Here is an 18,137-nt window from a genome sequence, read left to right as displayed (position 1 = left end):
GTGGTCGGGGTGAAGATCTTCGGTCCGATCCACGGCGGCGTGTTCATCTTCTACGTGCTCATCGCCCTGCTGGCGGCGCGGGAACTGGAGTGGAGCCGCCGGACCACGCTGTTGGCGCTGGTCGCGAGCATTCCGCCGTTCGCCACCGTCTGGTTCGAGCGCTGGGCCGTCCGCACCGGGCAGTTGGGTGAGCTGAGCGCCGGCGCCGGGGCGGCAGGCGCCGCCCCGGCCGCGACGCGTTCGTGACAGACTGGATGTCGTGACTCGACCTGCACGACGACCTTCAGCCGCCGTCGCCGCCGCTATGTCCGGTGCGGTGGATCTGTCCGCATTGAAGCAGCCCGCGGTGAGCGGGGACGCTCCCCAGGGGCATGCCGTCACCGAGGCTGACTTCGAAACCAAGGTGCTGCGCCGCTCCACCCAGGTGCCGGTGGTGGTGGCGCTGTACTCCCAGCGCAGCCCCGGCAGCATCGAACTGGTGAAACTGCTGGAGAAGCTGGCCGCCGAAACCACCGACTGGGAGCTGGCCAGCATCGAGGCCGAGGCCAATATGCGCATCGCGCAGGCCTTCGGGGTGCAGGGCATCCCGACGGTGGTCGCGGTGGCCGCGGGGCAGCCGCTCGCCGACTTCACCGGCAACCAGCCGGAGGAGCAGGTGCGGCAGTGGCTCGCCGCCGTCGTGGACGCGGTGCGCGGCAAACTGCCCGGCGTCGGTGCGGGCGGCGAGGGGGAGCCGGAAGCGCCGGAGGACCCGCGCTTCGTAGCCGCCGAAGAAGCCTTGGAGCGTGGGGATTTCGCCACCGCCGAGGCCGCGTACCAGGCCATCCTCAATGCCGAGCCCGGCAATGCCGAGGCCAAGGCCGCGCTGCGCCAGGTGCAGTTCGTGGCCCGGGTCCAGGAGTTGGACCCGAGTTCGGTCGCCAAGGCCGACGCCGATCCGGCGGATCTCGACGCGGCCCTGGCCGCCGCCGATCTGGAAATGTTCAACCAGCAGCCGGAGCAGGCCTTCGAACGCCTCATCGCGTTGGTGAGGCGCACCGCGGGCGATGATCGCACCCGCGTCCGCACCCATCTGCTGGAACTGTTCGAACTGTTCGATCCGGCCGAGCCCATCGTGGTGGCGGCCCGGCGCAAGTTGGCCGCCGCGCTCTACTGACCCGGTCGGTAGCGGCCACATCGACCAGCACCGGTTCCCCGGCTTCAACGCGAAGTGGGGAACCGGTGCGTTTCATCAGGCGTCCGGCGTGGTGCCCGTGCCGGCGCTCATGGTGCTGAGCGACTTGATCACGTCGACCAGGGCCGAGGACGAGCCGGTGCCGCTCGGGTCGGGCTCGCCGGGGGCGACGACCGGCGCGACGGTGACCGGGACGTCGGCGGCGGCCATACCGGCGCCCGCGCCCAGGAATCCGGCCGCGGCGGCGGCGATGAACATGGCGGTACCCAGCTTCTTCATGGAGATCTGTTCCTCTTCGGTGGATCTGAGATAATTACGCTTCGGTTGCGACGCCGCACGGTCAAATCCACTACATGCCAACCGATCTCGGCAGACCCGAATATCCGTGCCCCCATTTCCGGGGGGCGGTGAGCGGTAGGCGGGACACTCACTCCGGGGTGAGCCACAGCGCGCTGTTGGGGGCCAGCGTGACCGCGGCCGACACCGGACGGCCGTGGCGAGGCTCGCCATCGGCCGTCACACCGCCCAGATTGCCGATCCCGCTGCCGCCGTAGGCCGTGGCATCGGTATTGAGAATCTCCCGCCAGCGCCCGCCGCACGGTAATCCCACGCGATAGTCCGGGTGCTCGGCGCCGGAGAAGTTGTACACGCACGCGATGATGGCGCCGTCGCTGCCGTAGCGCAGGAACGACAGCACATTGCGGTCGCGGTCGTCGGCGTCGATCCAGGAGTACCCGCCGGGTGAGGTGTCCTGGCTCCACAGCGCGCGATGCCCGGTGTAGAGCTCGTTGAGGTCGCGCACCAGGGTGTGGATGCCCCGGTGCAGCGGGTTGTCGAGTTCGTACCAGTCCAGGCCGCGGTCGTGGTCCCACTCCCGGAACTGACCGAATTCCTGCCCCATGAACAGCAACTGCTTACCCGGATGCGACCACATGTACGCCAGCAGGGCGCGTACGCCGCTCGCTCTGGCGAAATCGTCGCCGGGCATGCGCGTCCACAGGGTGCCCTTGCCGTGCACGACCTCGTCGTGGCTGATGGGCAGCACGTAGTTCTCGCTCCAGGCATAGGTGAGCGAGAAGGTGATCTCGTTGTGGTGCCAGGTGCGGTGCACCGGATCGTGGCCGAGATAGCCGAGCGTGTCGTGCATCCAGCCCATATTCCATTTCATGGTGAAGCCCAGCCCGCCGACCTCGGTGGAGCGGGTGACGCCGGGCCAGGTGGTGGACTCCTCGGCGACGGTGAGTACGCCCGGATGGTGGCCGTGGACGGTGGCGTTCATCTCCTGCAGGAAGGCGACGGCCTCCAGATTCTCGCGGCCGCCGTGCGCATTGGGCTCCCAGCCGCCCTCGGGGCGCGAATAGTCCAGGTACAGCATGGAGGCGACGGCGTCCACCCGCAGACCGTCGATGTGGAATTCCTCGATCCAGTAGCGGGCGTTGGCGACCAGGAAATTGCGCACCTCGTTGCGACCGAAGTCGAAAACATAAGTGCCCCAGTCGAGTTGCTCACCGCGACGCGGGTCGGGGTGTTCGTACAGGGCGGTGCCGTCGAAGCGGGCCAGTGCCCATTCGTCGCGCGGGAAGTGCGCGGGCACCCAGTCCAGGATGACGCCGATGCCCTTGCGGTGCAGGTGATCCACGAACCAGCGGAAGTCGTCGGGGGAGCCGAAGCGCGCGGTGGGGGCGTAGTAGGAGGTGACCTGGTAGCCCCAGGAGCCGCCGAAGGGGTGTTCGGCCACCGGCAGCAGCTCCACATGGGTGAAACCTTGGGCGGCAACGTATTCGGCCAGCTGCTCGGCGAGCGCCCGATAGCCGAGGCCGGGCCGCCAGGAGCCGAGGTGCACCTCGTAGACGCTGATCGGCGCGCGGGTGGGATCGAGCCGGGCGCGGGCGCACAGCCACCGGTCGTCACCCCACTCGAAGGTGCTCGCGGTGATCACCGAGGCGGTGGCGGGCGGTGGCTCGGTGGCGAAGGCCAGCGGATCGGCGTGGTCGACGACCCGGCCGTCGGCGCCGTGCACGCGGTACTTGTACTTGTCGCCCGGACCCAGCCCCGGCACGAACAGCTCCCAGACCCCGGAGCCGCCGAGCCGCCGCATGGGCGCGGTGTGCCCGCTCCACCCGTCGAAGTCGCCGATGACCGCCACCCCGCGGGCATGCGGGGCCCAGACCGCGAACGAGGTGCCGGTCACCTCGCCGTCCAGCGTGGTGTAGCGGCGCGGATGCGCGCCCAGCGCCTCCCACAGCCGCTGGTGCCGTCCCTCGCCGATCAGGTGCAGATCCAGCTCCCCGAGGGTGGGCAGGAAGCGGTAGCCGTCGGCGTCCACGGTGGTGCGCCCGCCCGGATACGAGGTGACCAGGCGGTAGTCCCACAGCTCCGGGAACGGGACCACGCCCTCGAACACCCCGTGCTCGAGGTGCTCTAGTGGATGGTCGGCGTCGCCGATGCGGGCCGCCACGGTGTCGGCGTGCGGGCGGATCGCCCGGATCACCGTGCCACCGGGGTGCGGATGCGCGCCCAGCACCGTATGCGGGTCCGGGTGGGTGCCCGCCGCCAACAGCATGAGGTCACGACGATTCATGCGAGGCATTCCGGGCGAACGGGCTCACGGGTGGCGCACACATCTGCCAACTTACTGCGCGGCACTCGGCGCGGCGGGGTCGAACCGGCGCGCCGAGGCAACCGGACACCGCACCCGCAGCGCCGAGCGGGGGCGGGTTCGCCGGTGTGCAACCGGCGGCGTTTACGATCGAGGGTGGATACGGAACGCTCGAACCACGCTCGGGTAGGAGCGCTGATGTGTCGATTGTTCGGATTGTCGGCCGCGCCGCAGCGGGTGAAGGCCACCTTCTGGCTGCTGGACGCGCCGGACAGCCTGGCGCGGCAGAGTCGGCGGGAGCCGGACGGGGTGGGCCTGGGCACCTTCGCCGCCGATGGCACCCCGCTGGTCGAGAAGCAGCCGCTGGCCGCGTACGAGGACGCCCGGTTCGGCAGGGAGGCGCGGGAGCGGGCGTCGGCCACCTTCGTCGCCCATGTGCGCTACGCCTCCACCGGGGCCGTGGAACCGCGAAACACCCATCCGTTCCAGCAGTTCAAGCGACTGTTCGCGCACAACGGGGTGCTGCACGGGCTGTCCGAGCTGGATGCCGAACTCGGCGCGTATCGCGAACTGGTGCAGGGGGATACCGATTCCGAACGGTTCTTCGCCCTGATCACCAAGCGCATCGACAAGTACGACGGCGATGTCACCGCGGGCATCGCCGACGCCGTCGCCTGGATCGCGGATCGGCTGCCGGTGTACGCGCTCAACCTGGTGCTGACCACCGCGACCGAGCTGTGGGCGCTGCGCTACCCGGCCACCCACGAGCTGTACGTGCTGGAGCGGGCGGCGGGCGGAGCGGGTGGCGACCGGCATCTCGACCATGCCGGCCGCACCGGAATCCGGGCGCGGAGCGGGCATCTCGCGCGGCATCCGGCCGTGGTGGTGGCCAGTGAGCGCATGGACGAGGATCCGGGCTGGCGGCTGCTGCGGCCGGGCGAGCTGCTGCACGTCGACGAGCGGCTGCGGGTGCGCTCCACTCGGGTGCTGAACCGCCCGCCCCGGCATGCGCTGTCGCTGGCACAGCTGGAACCGGCCGCCGCCGCTTCCCAGACCGGAGCCTGAACGCCGCGCGGTCGGGTGCGGTGCTCAGTGGAAGCTGTGCCGGTACGCCAGTTCCTGGCGGGCCTGGATCGGCACCGGGGGCAGGTTCAGGATGTGCGCTACCGCGCGGGCGGGATCCAACCGCACGTAATTGGTCTGGCCCCAGTGGTATTCCTCGCCGCTCACCTCGTCGTACACCACCGGCCGGTCGTGCCATTCGCGGCCGATGGCGGGCAGATCCAGCGATACCATGCCCTGCTCGGCCCCGAAGGGGTTGAGGTTCACCACGATCAGCACCGCGTCCCCGGTGGTGGGGTCGAATTTGGAGTAGGCCAGCAGCGCGCCGTTGTCGGTGTGGTGGAAGTGGATGCAGCGCAGCTGCTGTAGCGCCGGATGGGCGCGGCGGATCTCGTTGAGCCGGGTTATCCACGGCTCCAACGATTCTCCGCGCGCGGCCGCCTCGGCGAAGCGGCGCGGGCGCAGCTCGTACTTCTCCGAGTCGAGGTACTCCTCGCTGCCCGCGTGCACGGCCTGATGCTCGAACAGCTCGAATCCGGAGTACACGCCCCAGCTGGGTGCGAGGGTGGCGGCCAGCACCGCGCGAATGGCGAACATGCCGGGCCCGCCGTGCTGGAGGCTCTCGTGCAGGATGTCGGGCGTATTCACGAACAGGTTGGGCCGCGCCTCATCGGCCTTGGTGGCCAGCTCTTTTCCGAACTCGATGAAATCCTGTTTGGTGGTGCGCCAGGTGAAATAGGTGTAGGACTGGCTGAATCCGCGCCGGGCCAGGCCGTAGAGGCGGGCCGGGCGGGTGAACGCCTCGGACAGGAAGATCACGTCCGGGTGTTCGCGACGCACCTGGCCGATCAGCCACTCCCAGAAGTCGGCCGGTTTGGTGTGCGGATTGTCGACCCGGAAGATTCGCACCCCCAGGCCGATCCAGTGCTTCACCACCCGCAGTACTTCGGCGTACAGCCCGTCCGGATCATTGTCGAAATCGACCGGGTAGATGTCCTGGTACTTCTTCGGCGGATTCTCGGCGAAGGCGATGGTGCCGTCGGGCAGGGTGGTGAACCACTCCGGATGCGCCGCCACCCACGGATGGTCCGGGGCGCACTGCAACGCCAGATCAAGCGCCACCTCCATACCCAATTCCGTTGCCGCACCGATGAAGCCGGCGAAGTCGGACTCGGTGCCCAGGGCCGGGTGAATGGCGTCGTGCCCGCCCTCGTCGGAGCCGATGGCCCACGGCGACCCCACATCGCCGGGCTCGGCGGTGAGAGAGTTGTTGCGGCCCTTGCGATTCACCTTCCCGATGGGGTGGATGGGCGGCAGGTACACCACATCGAAGCCCATGGCCGCGATGCGGGGCAGCTCCTTGGCGGCGGTGGCGAAGGTGCCGTGCACCGGCCTGCCCTCGGCGTCCCAGCCGCCCGTGGAACGCGGGAAGAATTCGTACCAGGCTCCGTACAGCGCCCGCTGCCGTTCCACCAGCACGGTGTGCTGGGGGCCGCGCGTCACCATGTCGCGCAGCGGAGTGGCGCGCAGGATCTCGCCCACCTCGGTGCTGAAGGCCGGGGCCACCCGCGCGGGCAGCTGTACGTCGCTGCGCAGGGCGGCGGCCGCGGCCCGCAGCGTCTCCCACTGCTTCTTCGGCACCGCCTGGGCTGCGCGCTCCAGCAGTCGCGCACCGATCTCCAGGTCGTTGGCCAGATCGGCCGCGCTCTGCCCGACCGCGAGTTTGGCCTCCACCGCCGCGCGCCAGGTGGCGACGGGATCGCTCCAGCCCTCGATGCGGAAGGTCCACCGGCCGGGTGCGGTCGGCGTGAACACGCCGTTGAACACGTCGGGCTGGTAGTCCGGCGTCATGCGGATCCGCCGGGGCCGCGAGGAGCCGGGCGCGCGCACCGCCAGTGTCGCCGCCACCGCGGCGTGCCCCTCGCGCCAGACCACCGCCCGCACCGGAAATACCTCGCCGACCACGGCTTTCGCCGGTCGGCCGCCGGGAATTGCAGGGGCGGTGTCATCGATGGCGATGCGGCCGGTCACGCCCCGAACTTACCTTTCGCGGACCCGGACGGTCGCGACGGGCACCGTCCGTGCCATGGCGGGCGCACCATCCGATCACGCGGGCCGACCGACAACGGATCGCGGTCGGCCGTACGGGCGGCGGCGCGGTTTCCGGCCGACGTCCGGATGCGGGGGCGCTACGCCTGTCCGGGCTTCAGCACGATGAACAGGCCGTTGGCCTCGGCGCACAGCCGGTCGCCATCGGACATGGTGGCCCGGACGTACACCTTGCGGCCCTCCACGCGCTCCACCCGGCCGTGCACCCGCAGCTCGGTGTCGAGCGGGGTGATGGAGCGGTAGTCGATGGTGAGGGAGGCGGTGCGGGTGACCTGCTTGGTGTGCACGGCGGCGGTCATGCCGAGCAGGTCGTCGAAGGCGAGCGCGATGTGCCCGCCGTGCGCGGCCGCATTGCCGCCCAGATGGAAGGTGCGGAAGGTGAGCCGGGCGTCCACCCCGTCGCGCGCGGCGCGGTCGATCCAGAACGGGGGCAGGGTGATATTGCCGCGCGAGGGCAGATCGTGTCGCCGCCAGGTCGGGGCCGACCACTCGTCCACGACGGCCTCGTCGAGCCGGTCGTTGAGCTGCTTCAGCATGGCGATGGCATCGAGGGCCACGTCATCGCTCGGCGCGCACAGTCGCACCTTGTCCATGAGCTCGCGGACCTGCTCGATCAGTTCCCCGTAGTGCGGTCCACCCGCGGAGTTGTCCCGCGCGAGTTCCGCCATCGGCCGGAACCCGCCTTCGTGGTGCTCGGCGGTCGGAACCGACTCGACCTGCTGCTCAGTCATGAGAACACGTTATCGGTTGCTCGCGAGAAGCTCGTGCCGAGGGCCGATCGCGCGGTGTGAGCCGTGCCGTCGCCCGCCCGCCGCCGCGCGGCCACCCGGTAGGGTCGAGCGGGTGAAGGCACTGCGTCGATTCACCGTTCGCGCCCATCTGCCCGAGCGGCTGTCCGCGCTGACCGAGCTGGCGACCAACCTGCGGTGGTCCTGGCACGCGCCGACGCAGGATCTGTTCGCCGCGCTCGACCCGGAGCTGTGGGTGGAGGTGGGCCGCGATCCGGTGCGGATGCTGGGCGAGGTGCCCGCGGCGCGACTCGACGAGTTCGCCGCCGATGCCGACTACGTGCGCCGGGTGGACGCGGGGGCGGCCGATCTGCGTGACTATCTGACCCGGCCGCGCTGGTTCCAGCGGCAACCCGAACACGACCGACCGCGCGGCATCGCGTACTTCTCCATGGAGTTCGGTGTCACCGAGGTGCTGCCCAACTACTCCGGCGGCCTCGGCATTCTGGCCGGTGACCACCTCAAGGCCGCCTCGGACCTGGGGCTGCCGCTCATCGGGGTGGGCCTGCTGTACCGCTCCGGCTACTTTCGCCAGTCGCTGTCCGCCGACGGCTGGCAGACCGAGCACTACCCGGCCCTGGACCCGCAGGGCCTGCCGCTGCGCCTGCTCGCCGAGGGCGGCGCGCCCGTGCTGCTGCACGTCCCCATGCCGGAGGGCCGGGTGCTGCGGGCCCGGGTCTGGATCGCGCAGGTGGGGCGAATCCCGTTGCTGCTGCTGGACTCCGATATCGCCGACAACGACGCGGAACTGCGCGCGGTCACCGACCGGCTGTACGGCGGCGATCAGGACCACCGCATCAAACAGGAGATGCTGGCGGGCGTGGGCGGCGTGCGCGCGGTGCGCGCCTACACTCGGGCGCACGACCTGCCCGATCCGGACGTCTTCCACATGAACGAGGGCCACGCCGGATTCCTGGGCGTCGAGCGCATTCGCGAATTCATGGCCACCGGAATGGATTTCGACTCCGCGCTGGCCGCGGTGCGGGCCGGGACCGTCTTCACCACGCACACCCCGGTGCCCGCCGGGATCGACCGGTTCGCGGCCGGACTGGTGCGCCGCTACTTCGGCGGCTCCCATGGTGAGCGGGAATCGGTGCTGCTGCCCGGGGTTTCGGTGGACCGCATTCTGGCCCTGGGGCGCGAGCACGATCCGTCGGTGTTCAATATGGCCCATCTCGGGCTGCGACTCGCCCAGCGCGCCAATGGCGTCTCACGCCTGCACGGCGAGGTCAGCCGCGGCATGTTCAACCCGCTGTGGCCGGGCTTCGACACCGCCGAGGTGCCCATCGGCTCGGTCACCAACGGTGTGCACGCCCCGACCTGGGCCGCCCGCGAATGGATCGACAAGGCCCGCGAACTCATCGGTGACGAGCTGGTGGAGGAGGCGCGCGGCTGGGAGCGGCTCAGCGACGTCGATCTCGGCGAACTGTGGTCTACCCGCACCGCGCTGCGCGGGATCCTGGTGGCCGAGGTGCGCCGCCGACTGCGGGCGTCCTGGCTGGAACGCGGGGCGGCACCGGCCGAACTCGGTTGGGTGGACGAGGTTTTCGATCCGGATGTGCTCACCGTCGGTTTCGCCCGCCGGGTGCCCACCTACAAGCGACTCACCCTGATGCTGCGCGATCCGGACCGGTTGCGCGCCCTGCTGCTGGATCCGGACCGTCCGGTGCAGCTGGTGGTGGCGGGCAAATCGCATCCGGCCGACGACGGCGGCAAGGCGCTCATCCAGCAGATCGTGCGCTTCGCCGACGATCCGGCGGTGCGCCACCGCATCGTCTTCCTGCCCGACTACGACATGTCCATGGCCCGCTACCTGTACTGGGGATGCGATGTGTGGCTGAACAATCCGCTGCGCCCGCTGGAGGCGTGCGGCACCTCGGGCATGAAGTCCGCGCTCAACGGCGGGCTGAACCTCTCCATCCGGGACGGCTGGTGGGACGAGATGTACGACGGCGAGAACGGTTGGGCCATCCCCACCGCCGACGGCGTCCGCGACGAGCATCGCCGCGACGACCTCGAGGCCGCCGCCCTGTACGAACTGCTGGAACGATCGGTGCTGCCGCGCTTCTACGATCGCGATCGCGACGGCATGCCGGTGCGCTGGATGGAGATGGTGCGTCACACCCTGCAGACGCTGGGCCCGAAGGTGCTGGCCTCCCGCATGGTGCGCGACTACGCGGTGGACTACTACCGTCCCGCCGCCGCGGCCGGTGCCGCGGTCGCGCGCGACGATTTCGGCGGCGCCCGCGCGCTGGCCGAATACCGCCGCCGCGTCGAGACCGCTTGGCCCGGGGTGAAGGTCGTCCAGGTGGACAGCTCCGGCCTGCCCGACACCCCGGTCATCGGCGCGAACCTGGCGCTGCGCGCCCGCATCGACCTCGGCGGCCTCGCTCCGGTGGACGTCACGGTGCAGGCGGTGCTGGGCCGGGTCTCGACCACCGACGAGCTGTCCGATGTCGTGACCGTGCCGATGGACCACGTCGGGTCCGAATCGGGCACCGAGTTGTTCGAGGTGCGGACCCCGGTCCCGCTGTCCGGCGCGGTCGGCTACACCATTCGGGTGCTGCCGGAGCATCCGCTGCTCGCCACGTCGTCCGAGCTCGGGGTGGTCGCCACGCCGAGCCCGTAGCTGGCGCGCCACCCGGCCTGATAATTTGCCCACTATTCGCCGGGTCGGATGCGGTCGTCCGGTATGCGAGCGGCTAACGTGCCTGCGGGGCACTCCCGCACCATCCGGCCGACTGGAGCAGAACACCGATGACCACCGACGTCCTGTCGCGCGCCAAGGGGCGCATCGACGAGTATCTCGGCGTCAGCCGCCACGGCTCGACCATGAAGCGTGAATTCATGGCGGGCACCGTCACCTTCCTGGCGATGTCCTATGTCCTCGCGGTCAATCCGACGGTGCTCGGCGACGGCGGTCCGCTGGGCGATCAGGGCATGCCCATGCAGGCGGTCTTCACGGCCACCGCCGTGGCCGCCGTGGTCGGCACCCTGGTGATGGGCCTGTGGGCGCGTTATCCGGTCGCACTGGCCCCGGGCATGGGGCTCAACGCGTTCTTCGCGTACACGGTCGTGCTGAGTATGGGCATCCCGTGGGAGGAGGCGCTGTCGGGCACGCTGCTGTCCGGCATCATCTTCTTCGTCCTCGCGGTCACCAAGGTGCGCGAGAAGATCATCGACGCCATCCCCATGCAGATGAAGCTGGCCGTGGGCGCGGGTATCGGCCTGTTCGTGGCCTTCCTCGGCTTCAAGAACGCGGGCATCGTGGTCGCGAGCGAGGCCACCCTGGTGCATCTGGGCGACTTCCATCAGGGCACCACGCTGCTGGCGCTGCTCGGGCTGCTGCTGACGGTCGTCTTCATGGTGCTGCGCTGGAAGGGCGCGGTACTCTACGGCATTCTGGTCACCGCCGTCGTCGGCATGGTCTCGGGTCTGGTGGAGCTGCCGAGTGCGGTGGTCGACCTGCCGCACGGACTGAACGAGACCTTCGGTCAGGCCATCGTCAATCTGCCGAACGTCTTCACCAACGAGAAGATGATCATCGTCGTGCTGACGATGCTGTTCGTCGACTTCTTCGACTCCTCGGGCACCCTGATCGGCGTCGCCCACCAGGCGGGCATGCTCACCAAGGACGGCAAGCTCGAGCGTGCCGGGCGGGCGCTGGCCGCCGACTCCATCGGCACCGCGGCGGGCGCGATCATCGGCACCTCCACCACCACCGCCTACGTGGAGTCCACCGCGGGTGTTTCGGCGGGCGGCCGCACCGGGCTCACGGCCGTCGCCACGGCGTTCTGGTTCCTGATCGCCATGTTCTTCTTCCCGCTGTTCGCCGTGGTGGCGGGCGTTCCGGCGGTGACCGCGCCCGCGCTCATCGTGGTCGGCGTGCTCATGTCCCGGGCGCTCGGGGAAATCGAATGGGACAAGCTGGAATACGCGGTCCCGGCCTTCATCACCGTCGTCATGATGCCGCTGACCTTCTCCATCGCGAATGGCATCGCCATGGGGCTGCTGTTCTACCCGCTGATCATGGTGGCGAAAGGCCGCGCGCGTGAGGTGCATCCGGTCATGTGGGCGCTGCTGCTGGTGTTCCTGGCGTACTTCTTCTTCCTCGCCGAATAGCGTTATTCGCGTCGCCGCGTCGATGTAACGGGGATTACATCCTATTTCGAAGGTTCCGGAATAGGCTCCCGGTCCCGTAGGTTGGCTACCACTGAATGCGAAGCGGACCACGGTCCGGATGCTTTGCCGAAGTAACGAACCGACGTCGACAGATGAGGAAAAGACGATGACCGCACCCACCACCGGTGGTACCAGTTCGACCCGCTCCCTCCTGGCGGCCCGGGAGGGCGTGGACGCCACCGCCACCGATATCGGCCTGCTGATCGCCCGCGTCGGTTTCGGCGGCCTGTTCGCCGTGCACGGCAGTCAGAAGCTGTTCGGCTGGTTCAACGGCTACGGCCTCGAGGCCACCAATGCCGGCTTCGACCAGATGGGATACAACCCCGGTGCGTTCTTCGGCACCCTCGCCGGGCTGAGTGAACTCGTCGGCGGCCTGCTCTTGCTGCTGGGGCTGCTCACGCCGCTGGCCGCCGCCATCGTGCTCGGCACCACCGTCAATATCCTCAACGCCACCTGGTCCGACGGCTTCGCGATGTGGGAGATGGGCGCGCTGTTCGCCCTCGCGGCCGCGGCGCTCGCCTTCACCGGTCCGGGCCGGTTCTCGCTCGACCACGGTCGGCCGTGGGCCCGGCAGGGTGTGGTGTGGGGTGTCGCCGCGGTGGTGCTGGCCATTGTGGCGGGCGTGCTCACGCTGATTCTGAAGGCGGTTCTCTGAGGATTGTGTGTCCCCGCGCCGCGTGCAGGGCTTGGCGCGGGGACCACGGATACTTCGATGTGGGAATTGGGGGTCATCGGAGTACCGCATGCCAATTTACTTCTGTCCGGAAGTATAACGGTGCCGATGTGAGTGGTTTCACACCGGCGCTTTTCGTCGATAGGTTTATTTCGAGGCGGCGGCGGGTGATCCGGTCAGGCGTCGCAAAGCCTGGGCAACCACCTCGGGATCGGAAGTCTCCCAATACGGCGGCAATGACGCACGCAGATATCCGCCGTAACGTGCGGTGGCCAAACGGGAATCGAGAATCGCGATAACCCCGCGATCGTCGACACTGCGCAACAGGCGGCCGGTGCCCTGCGCCAGCAACAGCGCCGCGTGATTGGCCGCCACCGAGAGAAATCCATTGCCGCCCCGCGATTCCACCGCGCGCTGCCGGGCCACCAGCAGCGGGTCGTCCGGACGCGGGAACGGAATGCGGTCCAGGATCACCAGACTCAGCGACGGACCGGGAACGTCCACGCCCTGCCACAGCGACAGCGTGCCGAACAGCGAGGTTTCCGGAACCTCGGCGAACTTGCGCACCAGCGCGCCGGTGGCGTCGTCACCCTGGCACAGCACGGGGGTGTCGAGCCGCTCGCGCAGGATCTCGGTGGCCGCCTTGGCCGCCCGCATGGAGGAGAACAGGCCCAGGGTCCGCCCGCCCGCGGCGGTCACCAGACGTTCGATCTCGTCCAGGTAGGCGGGCGGTAGACCGTCGCGACCCGGGGCCGGGAGATGCTTTGCCACATAGAGGATTCCGGCCTTGGCATGATCGAACGGGGAGCCCACGTCCAGGGAGTTCCAGCGCACCTGCTCCGCATCGGCGGGGGCCTGCGCCCCGTTGGCGAGCGCGGCGTCCACCCGTCCGGGGGACTGCGGCGGCAGCCCCCAGGTGACGGCGAGATTGTCGAAGGAACCGCCCACCTGGAGGGTGGCCGAGGCCAGCACCACGGTGGCGGTGCCGAACAGGCGGCTGCGCAGCAGTCCGCCCACCGACAGCGGGGCCATGTGCAGGGTGCGGCGCGCGACCCCGCGCATCTCGTCCACGGCCAGCCAGACCACATCGCGGTGCGCGGCCGGATCGGACTCCTCGAACGTCTCCAACACCCGCACCGCGGCGTCGTGCGCCTCCTCCACCGCGGCGAGGGCCTGATTGCGGGTGGCGGCCGTCTCCGGATCTCCCTGCGGCGCACCGGAACCCTGTGGATTGAGCGCGGTGCGGGCATTCCAGGCGGCGTCGCGCACCAGCGCCAGCGCCGGGGCCGCGCCCTCGGGCAGGGTGTCCCAGCGACCCGCGGGCAGCTCGTCCAGGAAGGCGTGCCACGCCTCGGCGGCGCTCTCCAGCCGATCGACCTCCCGCTCGTCGATCAGTTTGGCGCAGCGCTTGGCGGCGGCGCTGATGGCGGCGGTGGACAGCTCCGCGGTGGCCACCCCGGTGACCCGGTCCACCAGTTCGTGCGCCTCGTCCACGATCACCACATCGTGTTCGGGCAGCACCTGGATGCCGCTGATGGCGTCGATGGCCAGCAGCGCGTGATTGGTGACCACCACATCGGCCTGTCCGGATTCGGCGCGGGCCTTCTCCGCGAAGCAGTCCACGCCGAACGGGCAGCGGGATTTGCCCAGACATTCGCGGGAGGAGACGCTGACCTGCCGCCAGGCGCGGTCGCTCACCCCGGGGGCGAGTTCGTCGCGGTCGCCGGTCTCGGTGTCGGAGGCCCAGTCGTTGAGCCGCTGCACCTCGCGGCCCAGCCGGGAGATGGCGAAGGCGTCGAACAGCTCGGCCTCGGCGGGCTCGTCCGGAATGGCGCTGTTGATTTTGTTGAGGCACAGATAGTTGTTGCGGCCCTTGAGAATCGCGTACTGCGGCACCCGGCCCAGCGGCTTGGCCAGCGCCTCCGACAGCCGCGGCAGATCGCGATCCACCAGCTGCCGCTGCAGCGCGATGGTGGCGGTGGAGACCACCACCGTGCGCCCGGTGCGCACCGCGTGGCGCAGACTCGGCACCAGATAGGCCAGTGACTTGCCGGTGCCCGTCCCGGCCTGCACGGCCAGATGCTCCCCGGTGTCGATGGCGTGCGCGACCGCCGCCGCCATGGTCTGCTGCCCGGTGCGTTCCTTCCCACCCAGAGCCTCGACGGCGGTGGACAACAGTTTCGGCACGGGTGGGAGTTCGGGCACGGCCGTCAGCGTAGCGACTCCGGCCGACAAGCCGACGGTCCGTGCGAGACCGATCGGTCGGCGGCGCGGGCGTGTCGGTGCGAAACGCGAGTGACCGAATCGGGCGGCGCTGGGAGGATATGCGAATGGGGAAGGTGCTCATCATCGGCGACCTGCACGGCAACACCGAACACGCGCTGGCGCTCCTGCGGGAGGCGACGGCGCGCGGATGCGATCGGGTCTTCGCGCTCGGCGACTTCGGGGCCTGGGAACACGTGCCCTCGGGGCGGCGGTACTTCGACGTGGTGAACAAGGCCGCGCGGCGCGCGGAGCTGACCGTGTACTTCCTGGACGGCAATCACGACAAGAGTTCGCTGGTGCACGAGCTGTACGGGGAGAAGCTCGACGACGAGGGCTTTCTGCGGTGCCGCAGCAATCTGCGCTACGCCCCGCGCGGACACCGATGGACGTGGGCGGACACCCGCTTCGCCGCCTTCGGCGGGGCGTACTCGGTGGACAAGCAGCGCCGCCTGCAGTGGGAGGCGCAGCGCGCCGCCTCCGGCGAACGGCGGCGCGCCCGCGGTTCCCGCCGTGTCCGCGAGACCGCCGGGACGCTGTGGTTCCCGGAGGAGCAGATGACCGACGCCGAACTCGACGCCCTGCTCGACGCCGACAGCTCACCGGTGGACGTGCTGTTCACTCACGACAAGCCCCGCGCCGCCGCGCCGGATTTCGACCGCAAGAAACACCCGGACTGCCTACCGAACCAGGACCGCATCCAGCGCGCGGTCGAAACCCTGCGCCCCGCGGTCCTGTTCCACGGCCATTTCCACTACCGCTACACCGACCGGATCGCCCTCGGCGGCGACGAGTGGACCCGCGTCGAGGGCTTGGCGGCCGACCCGGATGCCTCCCCGCGCCCGGACTACCACCGCGACGACTCCTGGTACGTGCTGCCGCTGCCGCACGCCCGCGATGGCGAGGAGACGTCCCGCGCGGCGAGCTGACGAGCCTGCCGCGGACTCGAGTGTGGCGAGCCCGCTGACGCCGTGGTGATGCGAGGCGCTGGCGCTCGAACGGCTGAGTTCACCGGCCCCGAGATGAGCTGCCGCGGCCGTATCCGCCGACGTCGCTCGCCAGGTCCGGTGCGCGTCCGGCTCCGGCGGCTCAGCTCTCCAGCGTGCCCGCCAGTTCCACTCCCGCGGCGCGCAGCTGTTCCAGCGCGGTGTCGGCGGTCGCCGGGGAAACCGCGGCGGTGAGGCCCAGCAGCACCCGCGTGTCGAACCCGGCGGCGCGGGCGTCCAGGGCGGTCGCGCGGACGCAGTGGTCGGTGGCGATACCGCACACGTCCACGGTGTCGATGCCGTGGTCGCGCAGCCAGTCCGCGAGTGCGGTGCCGTCCTCGGCGCTGCCCTCGAAACCGGAGTAGGCCGCGCTGTACGCGCCCTTGGAGAACACCTGCTCGATGCGGCTGGTGTCGAGGTTGGGGTGGAAGTGCGCACCCGGCGTATCCGCGCGGCAGTGCGGCGGCCAGGTGTCCAGGTAGTCGGGCGTGTCGGAGAAATGCGGTCCGGGATCGATGTGGAAGTCGCGGGTGGCCACGACGGCGGCGTAGTCGGAGACGCCGAGGTACTCGGTGATCCGGTCCGCCACCGCCGCCCCGCCCGTGACGGCCAGCGATCCGCCCTCGCAGAAATCGTTCTGCACATCGACGACGATCAGGGCTCGGCTCATGGGGCGACCTCCCGGTTGAACTGCGGCGGTGCTGCCTGCGTATTGCATTCTGCCGCTCGGACCGACAGGGGTCCATGCGGAAGTGTCCGCAGGAGGATTCGATGAGGTTCGTATACGCGGGTCTGGTGCTGATCGCCTTCGCCGGTATCGCGACCGTGGTCAAGGCGTGGAGCGGAGGTGGCGACGCGGTGGACCCGTTCATCGCGGTCGTCGGCGCCGCCGTCGGCATGGCGGTGGTCGCCGCCTGGTCGTGGCGACGCCCGTTCAGCGGACGAAGGTCGTCGGAATCGCCGGATCGCCGACGGACAGTTTCAGACCCTCCCACGGCAGGCTGACCAGCGCGCGGGCCAGCCGGTCCCGGCTCTCGGGCAGGGTGGGCGGATCGGCGACCACCTCGCCGCCGCGCACCAGCGGCGTCTGGAGATCGCGTACCTCGAAACCGTTGGGGGCCGGGCGTTCTCCGGCAGCCGGGTAGACGATCTCCTCCACCATGGTTCCGGTGCGCCGGGACAGCCGCACCGCCCGCTTGGCGCCGCCCCGGGATTCCTTGTGCGAGCTGCGTTTCGCCACCGGCACCCCCTCGACCTCCACCAGCTTGTAGACCATGCCCGCGGTGGGCGCGCCGGAGCCGGTGACCAGGGAGGTGCCCACGCCGTAGGCGTCGACGGGTTCGGCGCGCAGTGCCGCGATGGCGTATTCGTCCAGGTCCCCGGACACCACGATCTTGGTGCGGGTCGCGCCGAGCGCGTCCAGCTGCTCGCGCACCTGCCGGGCCAGCACGCCCAGATCGCCGGAATCGATACGCACGCCGCCCAATTCGGGTCCGGCCACCTCGATGGCGGTGGCCACGCCGCGGGTGATGTCGAAGGTGTCCACCAGCAGGGTGGTGCCGACGCCGAGCGCGTCCACCTGGCTGCGGAAGGCCGCCGCCTCGTGCGCGCCGTCCACCCCGCTGTGCAGCAGCGTGAAGGCGTGCGCGCTGGTGCCCGCGCTGGGCACCCCGAAGGCGCGGGCGGCCTCCAGATTCGAGGTGGCGTCGAATCCGGCCAGGTAGGCGGCGCGGGCGCTGGCGGGCGCGGCGAGTTCGTGGGTGCGTCGCGAGCCCATCTCGATCAGGGTGCGGCCCCCGGCGGCGCTCACCATGCGGGCGGCGGCCGCGGCGATGGCGCTGTCGTGGTTGTAGATCGACAGGATGAGCGTTTCCAGCAGGACGCATTCGGCGAAACTGCCGCGCACCGTGAGAATGGGGGAGCCGGGGAAGAACAGTTCGCCCTCGGGGTAGCCGTCGATATCGCCGCCGAAGCGGTAGTCGCGCAGCCACGCCACGGTGTCCGCGTCCAAGAACCGCTCGACCACCGCGAGTTCCGCCGCACCGAAACGGAAGTCGCGCAGCGCGTCGAGCAGTCGCCCGGTACCCGCGACCACGCCGTAGCGCCGCCCGTGCGGCAAGCGCCGGGCGAATACCTCGAAGGTGCAGCGCCGGTGTGCCGACCCGTCGGCCAAGGCCGCCGCCAGCATGGTCAACTCATACTGGTCGGTCAACAACGCGGTGCTGGAATCACGGTCAGGCATCACACGCCCCATTCTGCTGCACGCCGTATACCCGAACTCGTACGCTGGGTTGGTTCGCGG

Annotated in this window: 14 protein-coding genes; 7 read left to right on the top strand and 7 right to left on the bottom strand. The window is 70.0% G+C overall.

Annotated elements, in window-relative coordinates:
* Both QK444_RS14400 and QK444_RS14395 read left to right on the top strand, forming a co-directional pair.
* A partial coding sequence (locus tag QK444_RS14400) for a DUF3817 domain-containing protein (RefSeq protein ID WP_282780573.1) occupies positions 1-246 on the top strand: 246 nt, incomplete at its 5' end.
* Between the two features lie 58 nt (positions 247-304).
* On the top strand, positions 305-1,156 hold the full coding sequence (locus tag QK444_RS14395) for a tetratricopeptide repeat protein (protein ID WP_282780575.1): 852 nt from the start codon (positions 305-307) through the stop codon (positions 1,154-1,156).
* A gap of 75 nt (positions 1,157-1,231) precedes the next feature.
* Here the strand turns inward: QK444_RS14395 and QK444_RS14390 are convergent, their stop codons facing one another.
* Positions 1,232-1,453 carry a hypothetical protein gene (locus QK444_RS14390; RefSeq protein WP_282780571.1) on the bottom strand — a complete coding sequence of 74 codons (222 nt, stop codon included), beginning with the start codon at positions 1,451-1,453 and terminating at the stop codon, positions 1,232-1,234.
* A gap of 148 nt (positions 1,454-1,601) precedes the next feature.
* The gene (gene glgB, locus QK444_RS14385; protein ID WP_282780570.1) at positions 1,602-3,755 is read right to left on the bottom strand and encodes a 1,4-alpha-glucan branching protein GlgB; all 2,154 of its coding nucleotides are present in this window, start codon (positions 3,753-3,755) and stop codon (positions 1,602-1,604) included.
* A gap of 216 nt (positions 3,756-3,971) precedes the next feature.
* Between glgB and QK444_RS14380 the strand changes: the two genes are divergently transcribed.
* On the top strand, positions 3,972-4,838 hold the full coding sequence (locus tag QK444_RS14380; protein ID WP_282780569.1) for a class II glutamine amidotransferase: 867 nt from the start codon (positions 3,972-3,974) through the stop codon (positions 4,836-4,838).
* 24 nt (positions 4,839-4,862) lie between these two features.
* On the opposite strand, the gene QK444_RS14375 is transcribed toward QK444_RS14380, so the two are convergent.
* Together QK444_RS14375 and QK444_RS14370 are read right to left on the bottom strand one after the other, a co-directional pair.
* The gene (locus tag QK444_RS14375) at positions 4,863-6,866 is read right to left on the bottom strand and encodes an alpha-1,4-glucan--maltose-1-phosphate maltosyltransferase (protein WP_282780567.1); all 2,004 of its coding nucleotides are present in this window, start codon (positions 6,864-6,866) and stop codon (positions 4,863-4,865) included.
* Between the two features lie 158 nt (positions 6,867-7,024).
* Positions 7,025-7,675, bottom strand: a complete 651-nt coding sequence (locus QK444_RS14370) for a PaaI family thioesterase (protein ID WP_282780565.1) — start codon at positions 7,673-7,675, stop codon at positions 7,025-7,027.
* A gap of 112 nt (positions 7,676-7,787) precedes the next feature.
* Between QK444_RS14370 and glgP the strand changes: the two genes are divergently transcribed.
* The 3 genes from glgP (at position 7,788) to QK444_RS14355 (ending at position 12,569) form a co-directional block, all read left to right on the top strand.
* Positions 7,788-10,361: an alpha-glucan family phosphorylase gene (gene glgP, locus QK444_RS14365; protein ID WP_282780564.1), complete on the top strand. Its 2,574-nt coding sequence runs from the start codon at positions 7,788-7,790 to the stop codon at positions 10,359-10,361.
* Between the two features lie 128 nt (positions 10,362-10,489).
* A complete protein-coding gene (locus QK444_RS14360; RefSeq protein ID WP_282780562.1) occupies positions 10,490-11,854 on the top strand; it encodes an NCS2 family permease in 1,365 nt (454 codons plus the stop codon).
* 166 nt (positions 11,855-12,020) lie between these two features.
* Entirely contained in the window at positions 12,021-12,569 is a 549-nt protein-coding gene (locus tag QK444_RS14355; protein WP_282780560.1) for a DoxX family protein, read from the top strand.
* 165 nt (positions 12,570-12,734) lie between these two features.
* On the opposite strand, the gene QK444_RS14350 is transcribed toward QK444_RS14355, so the two are convergent.
* Positions 12,735-14,792, bottom strand: a complete 2,058-nt coding sequence (locus QK444_RS14350) for an ATP-dependent DNA helicase (protein ID WP_282780558.1) — start codon at positions 14,790-14,792, stop codon at positions 12,735-12,737.
* Between the two features lie 125 nt (positions 14,793-14,917).
* Here QK444_RS14350 and QK444_RS14345 point away from each other — a divergent pair, with 125 nt between their 5' ends.
* The gene (locus QK444_RS14345) at positions 14,918-15,778 is read left to right on the top strand and encodes a metallophosphoesterase (protein WP_282780556.1); all 861 of its coding nucleotides are present in this window, start codon (positions 14,918-14,920) and stop codon (positions 15,776-15,778) included.
* A gap of 160 nt (positions 15,779-15,938) precedes the next feature.
* Here QK444_RS14345 and QK444_RS14340 read toward each other — a convergent pair whose 3' ends face one another.
* Together QK444_RS14340 and QK444_RS14335 are read right to left on the bottom strand one after the other, a co-directional pair.
* Positions 15,939-16,505: a nicotinamidase gene (locus QK444_RS14340; protein ID WP_282780554.1), complete on the bottom strand. Its 567-nt coding sequence runs from the start codon at positions 16,503-16,505 to the stop codon at positions 15,939-15,941.
* A 264-nt stretch (positions 16,506-16,769) separates the two neighbouring features.
* Positions 16,770-18,077 (bottom strand): nicotinate phosphoribosyltransferase, encoded by a 1,308-nt coding sequence (locus tag QK444_RS14335; protein WP_282780552.1) that lies wholly within the window; start codon positions 18,075-18,077, stop codon positions 16,770-16,772.
* Between the last annotated feature and the right edge of the window lie 60 nt (positions 18,078-18,137).

It is taken from the genome of Nocardia sp. CC201C (assembly GCF_030010695.1).
In the GTDB taxonomy this organism is placed as follows: Bacteria; Actinomycetota; Actinomycetes; order Mycobacteriales; family Mycobacteriaceae; genus Nocardia; species Nocardia otitidiscaviarum.
Note: the sequence above shows the minus strand (reverse complement) of the source record. Positions and strands in the feature narration are given on the sequence as shown.

Bases quoted from the DNA above. Each gene is read 5' to 3' on its own strand.
- QK444_RS14370 (WP_282780565.1), bottom strand. From the start codon at position 7,675: ATGACTGAGCAGCAGGTCGAGTCGGTTCCGACCGCCGAGCACCACGAA.
- QK444_RS14360 (WP_282780562.1), top strand. From the start codon at position 10,490: ATGACCACCGACGTCCTGTCGCGCGCCAAGGGGCGCATCGACGAGTAT.
- glgB (WP_282780570.1), bottom strand. From the start codon at position 3,755: ATGAATCGTCGTGACCTCATGCTGTTGGCGGCGGGCACCCACCCGGAC.
- QK444_RS14340 (WP_282780554.1), bottom strand. From the start codon at position 16,505: ATGAGCCGAGCCCTGATCGTCGTCGATGTGCAGAACGATTTCTGCGAG.
- QK444_RS14355 (WP_282780560.1), top strand. From the start codon at position 12,021: ATGACCGCACCCACCACCGGTGGTACCAGTTCGACCCGCTCCCTCCTG.
- QK444_RS14380 (WP_282780569.1), top strand. From the start codon at position 3,972: ATGTGTCGATTGTTCGGATTGTCGGCCGCGCCGCAGCGGGTGAAGGCC.
- QK444_RS14395 (WP_282780575.1), top strand. From the start codon at position 305: ATGTCCGGTGCGGTGGATCTGTCCGCATTGAAGCAGCCCGCGGTGAGC.
- QK444_RS14335 (WP_282780552.1), bottom strand. From the start codon at position 18,077: ATGCCTGACCGTGATTCCAGCACCGCGTTGTTGACCGACCAGTATGAG.
- QK444_RS14390 (WP_282780571.1), bottom strand. From the start codon at position 1,453: ATGAAGAAGCTGGGTACCGCCATGTTCATCGCCGCCGCCGCGGCCGGA.
- QK444_RS14345 (WP_282780556.1), top strand. From the start codon at position 14,918: ATGGGGAAGGTGCTCATCATCGGCGACCTGCACGGCAACACCGAACAC.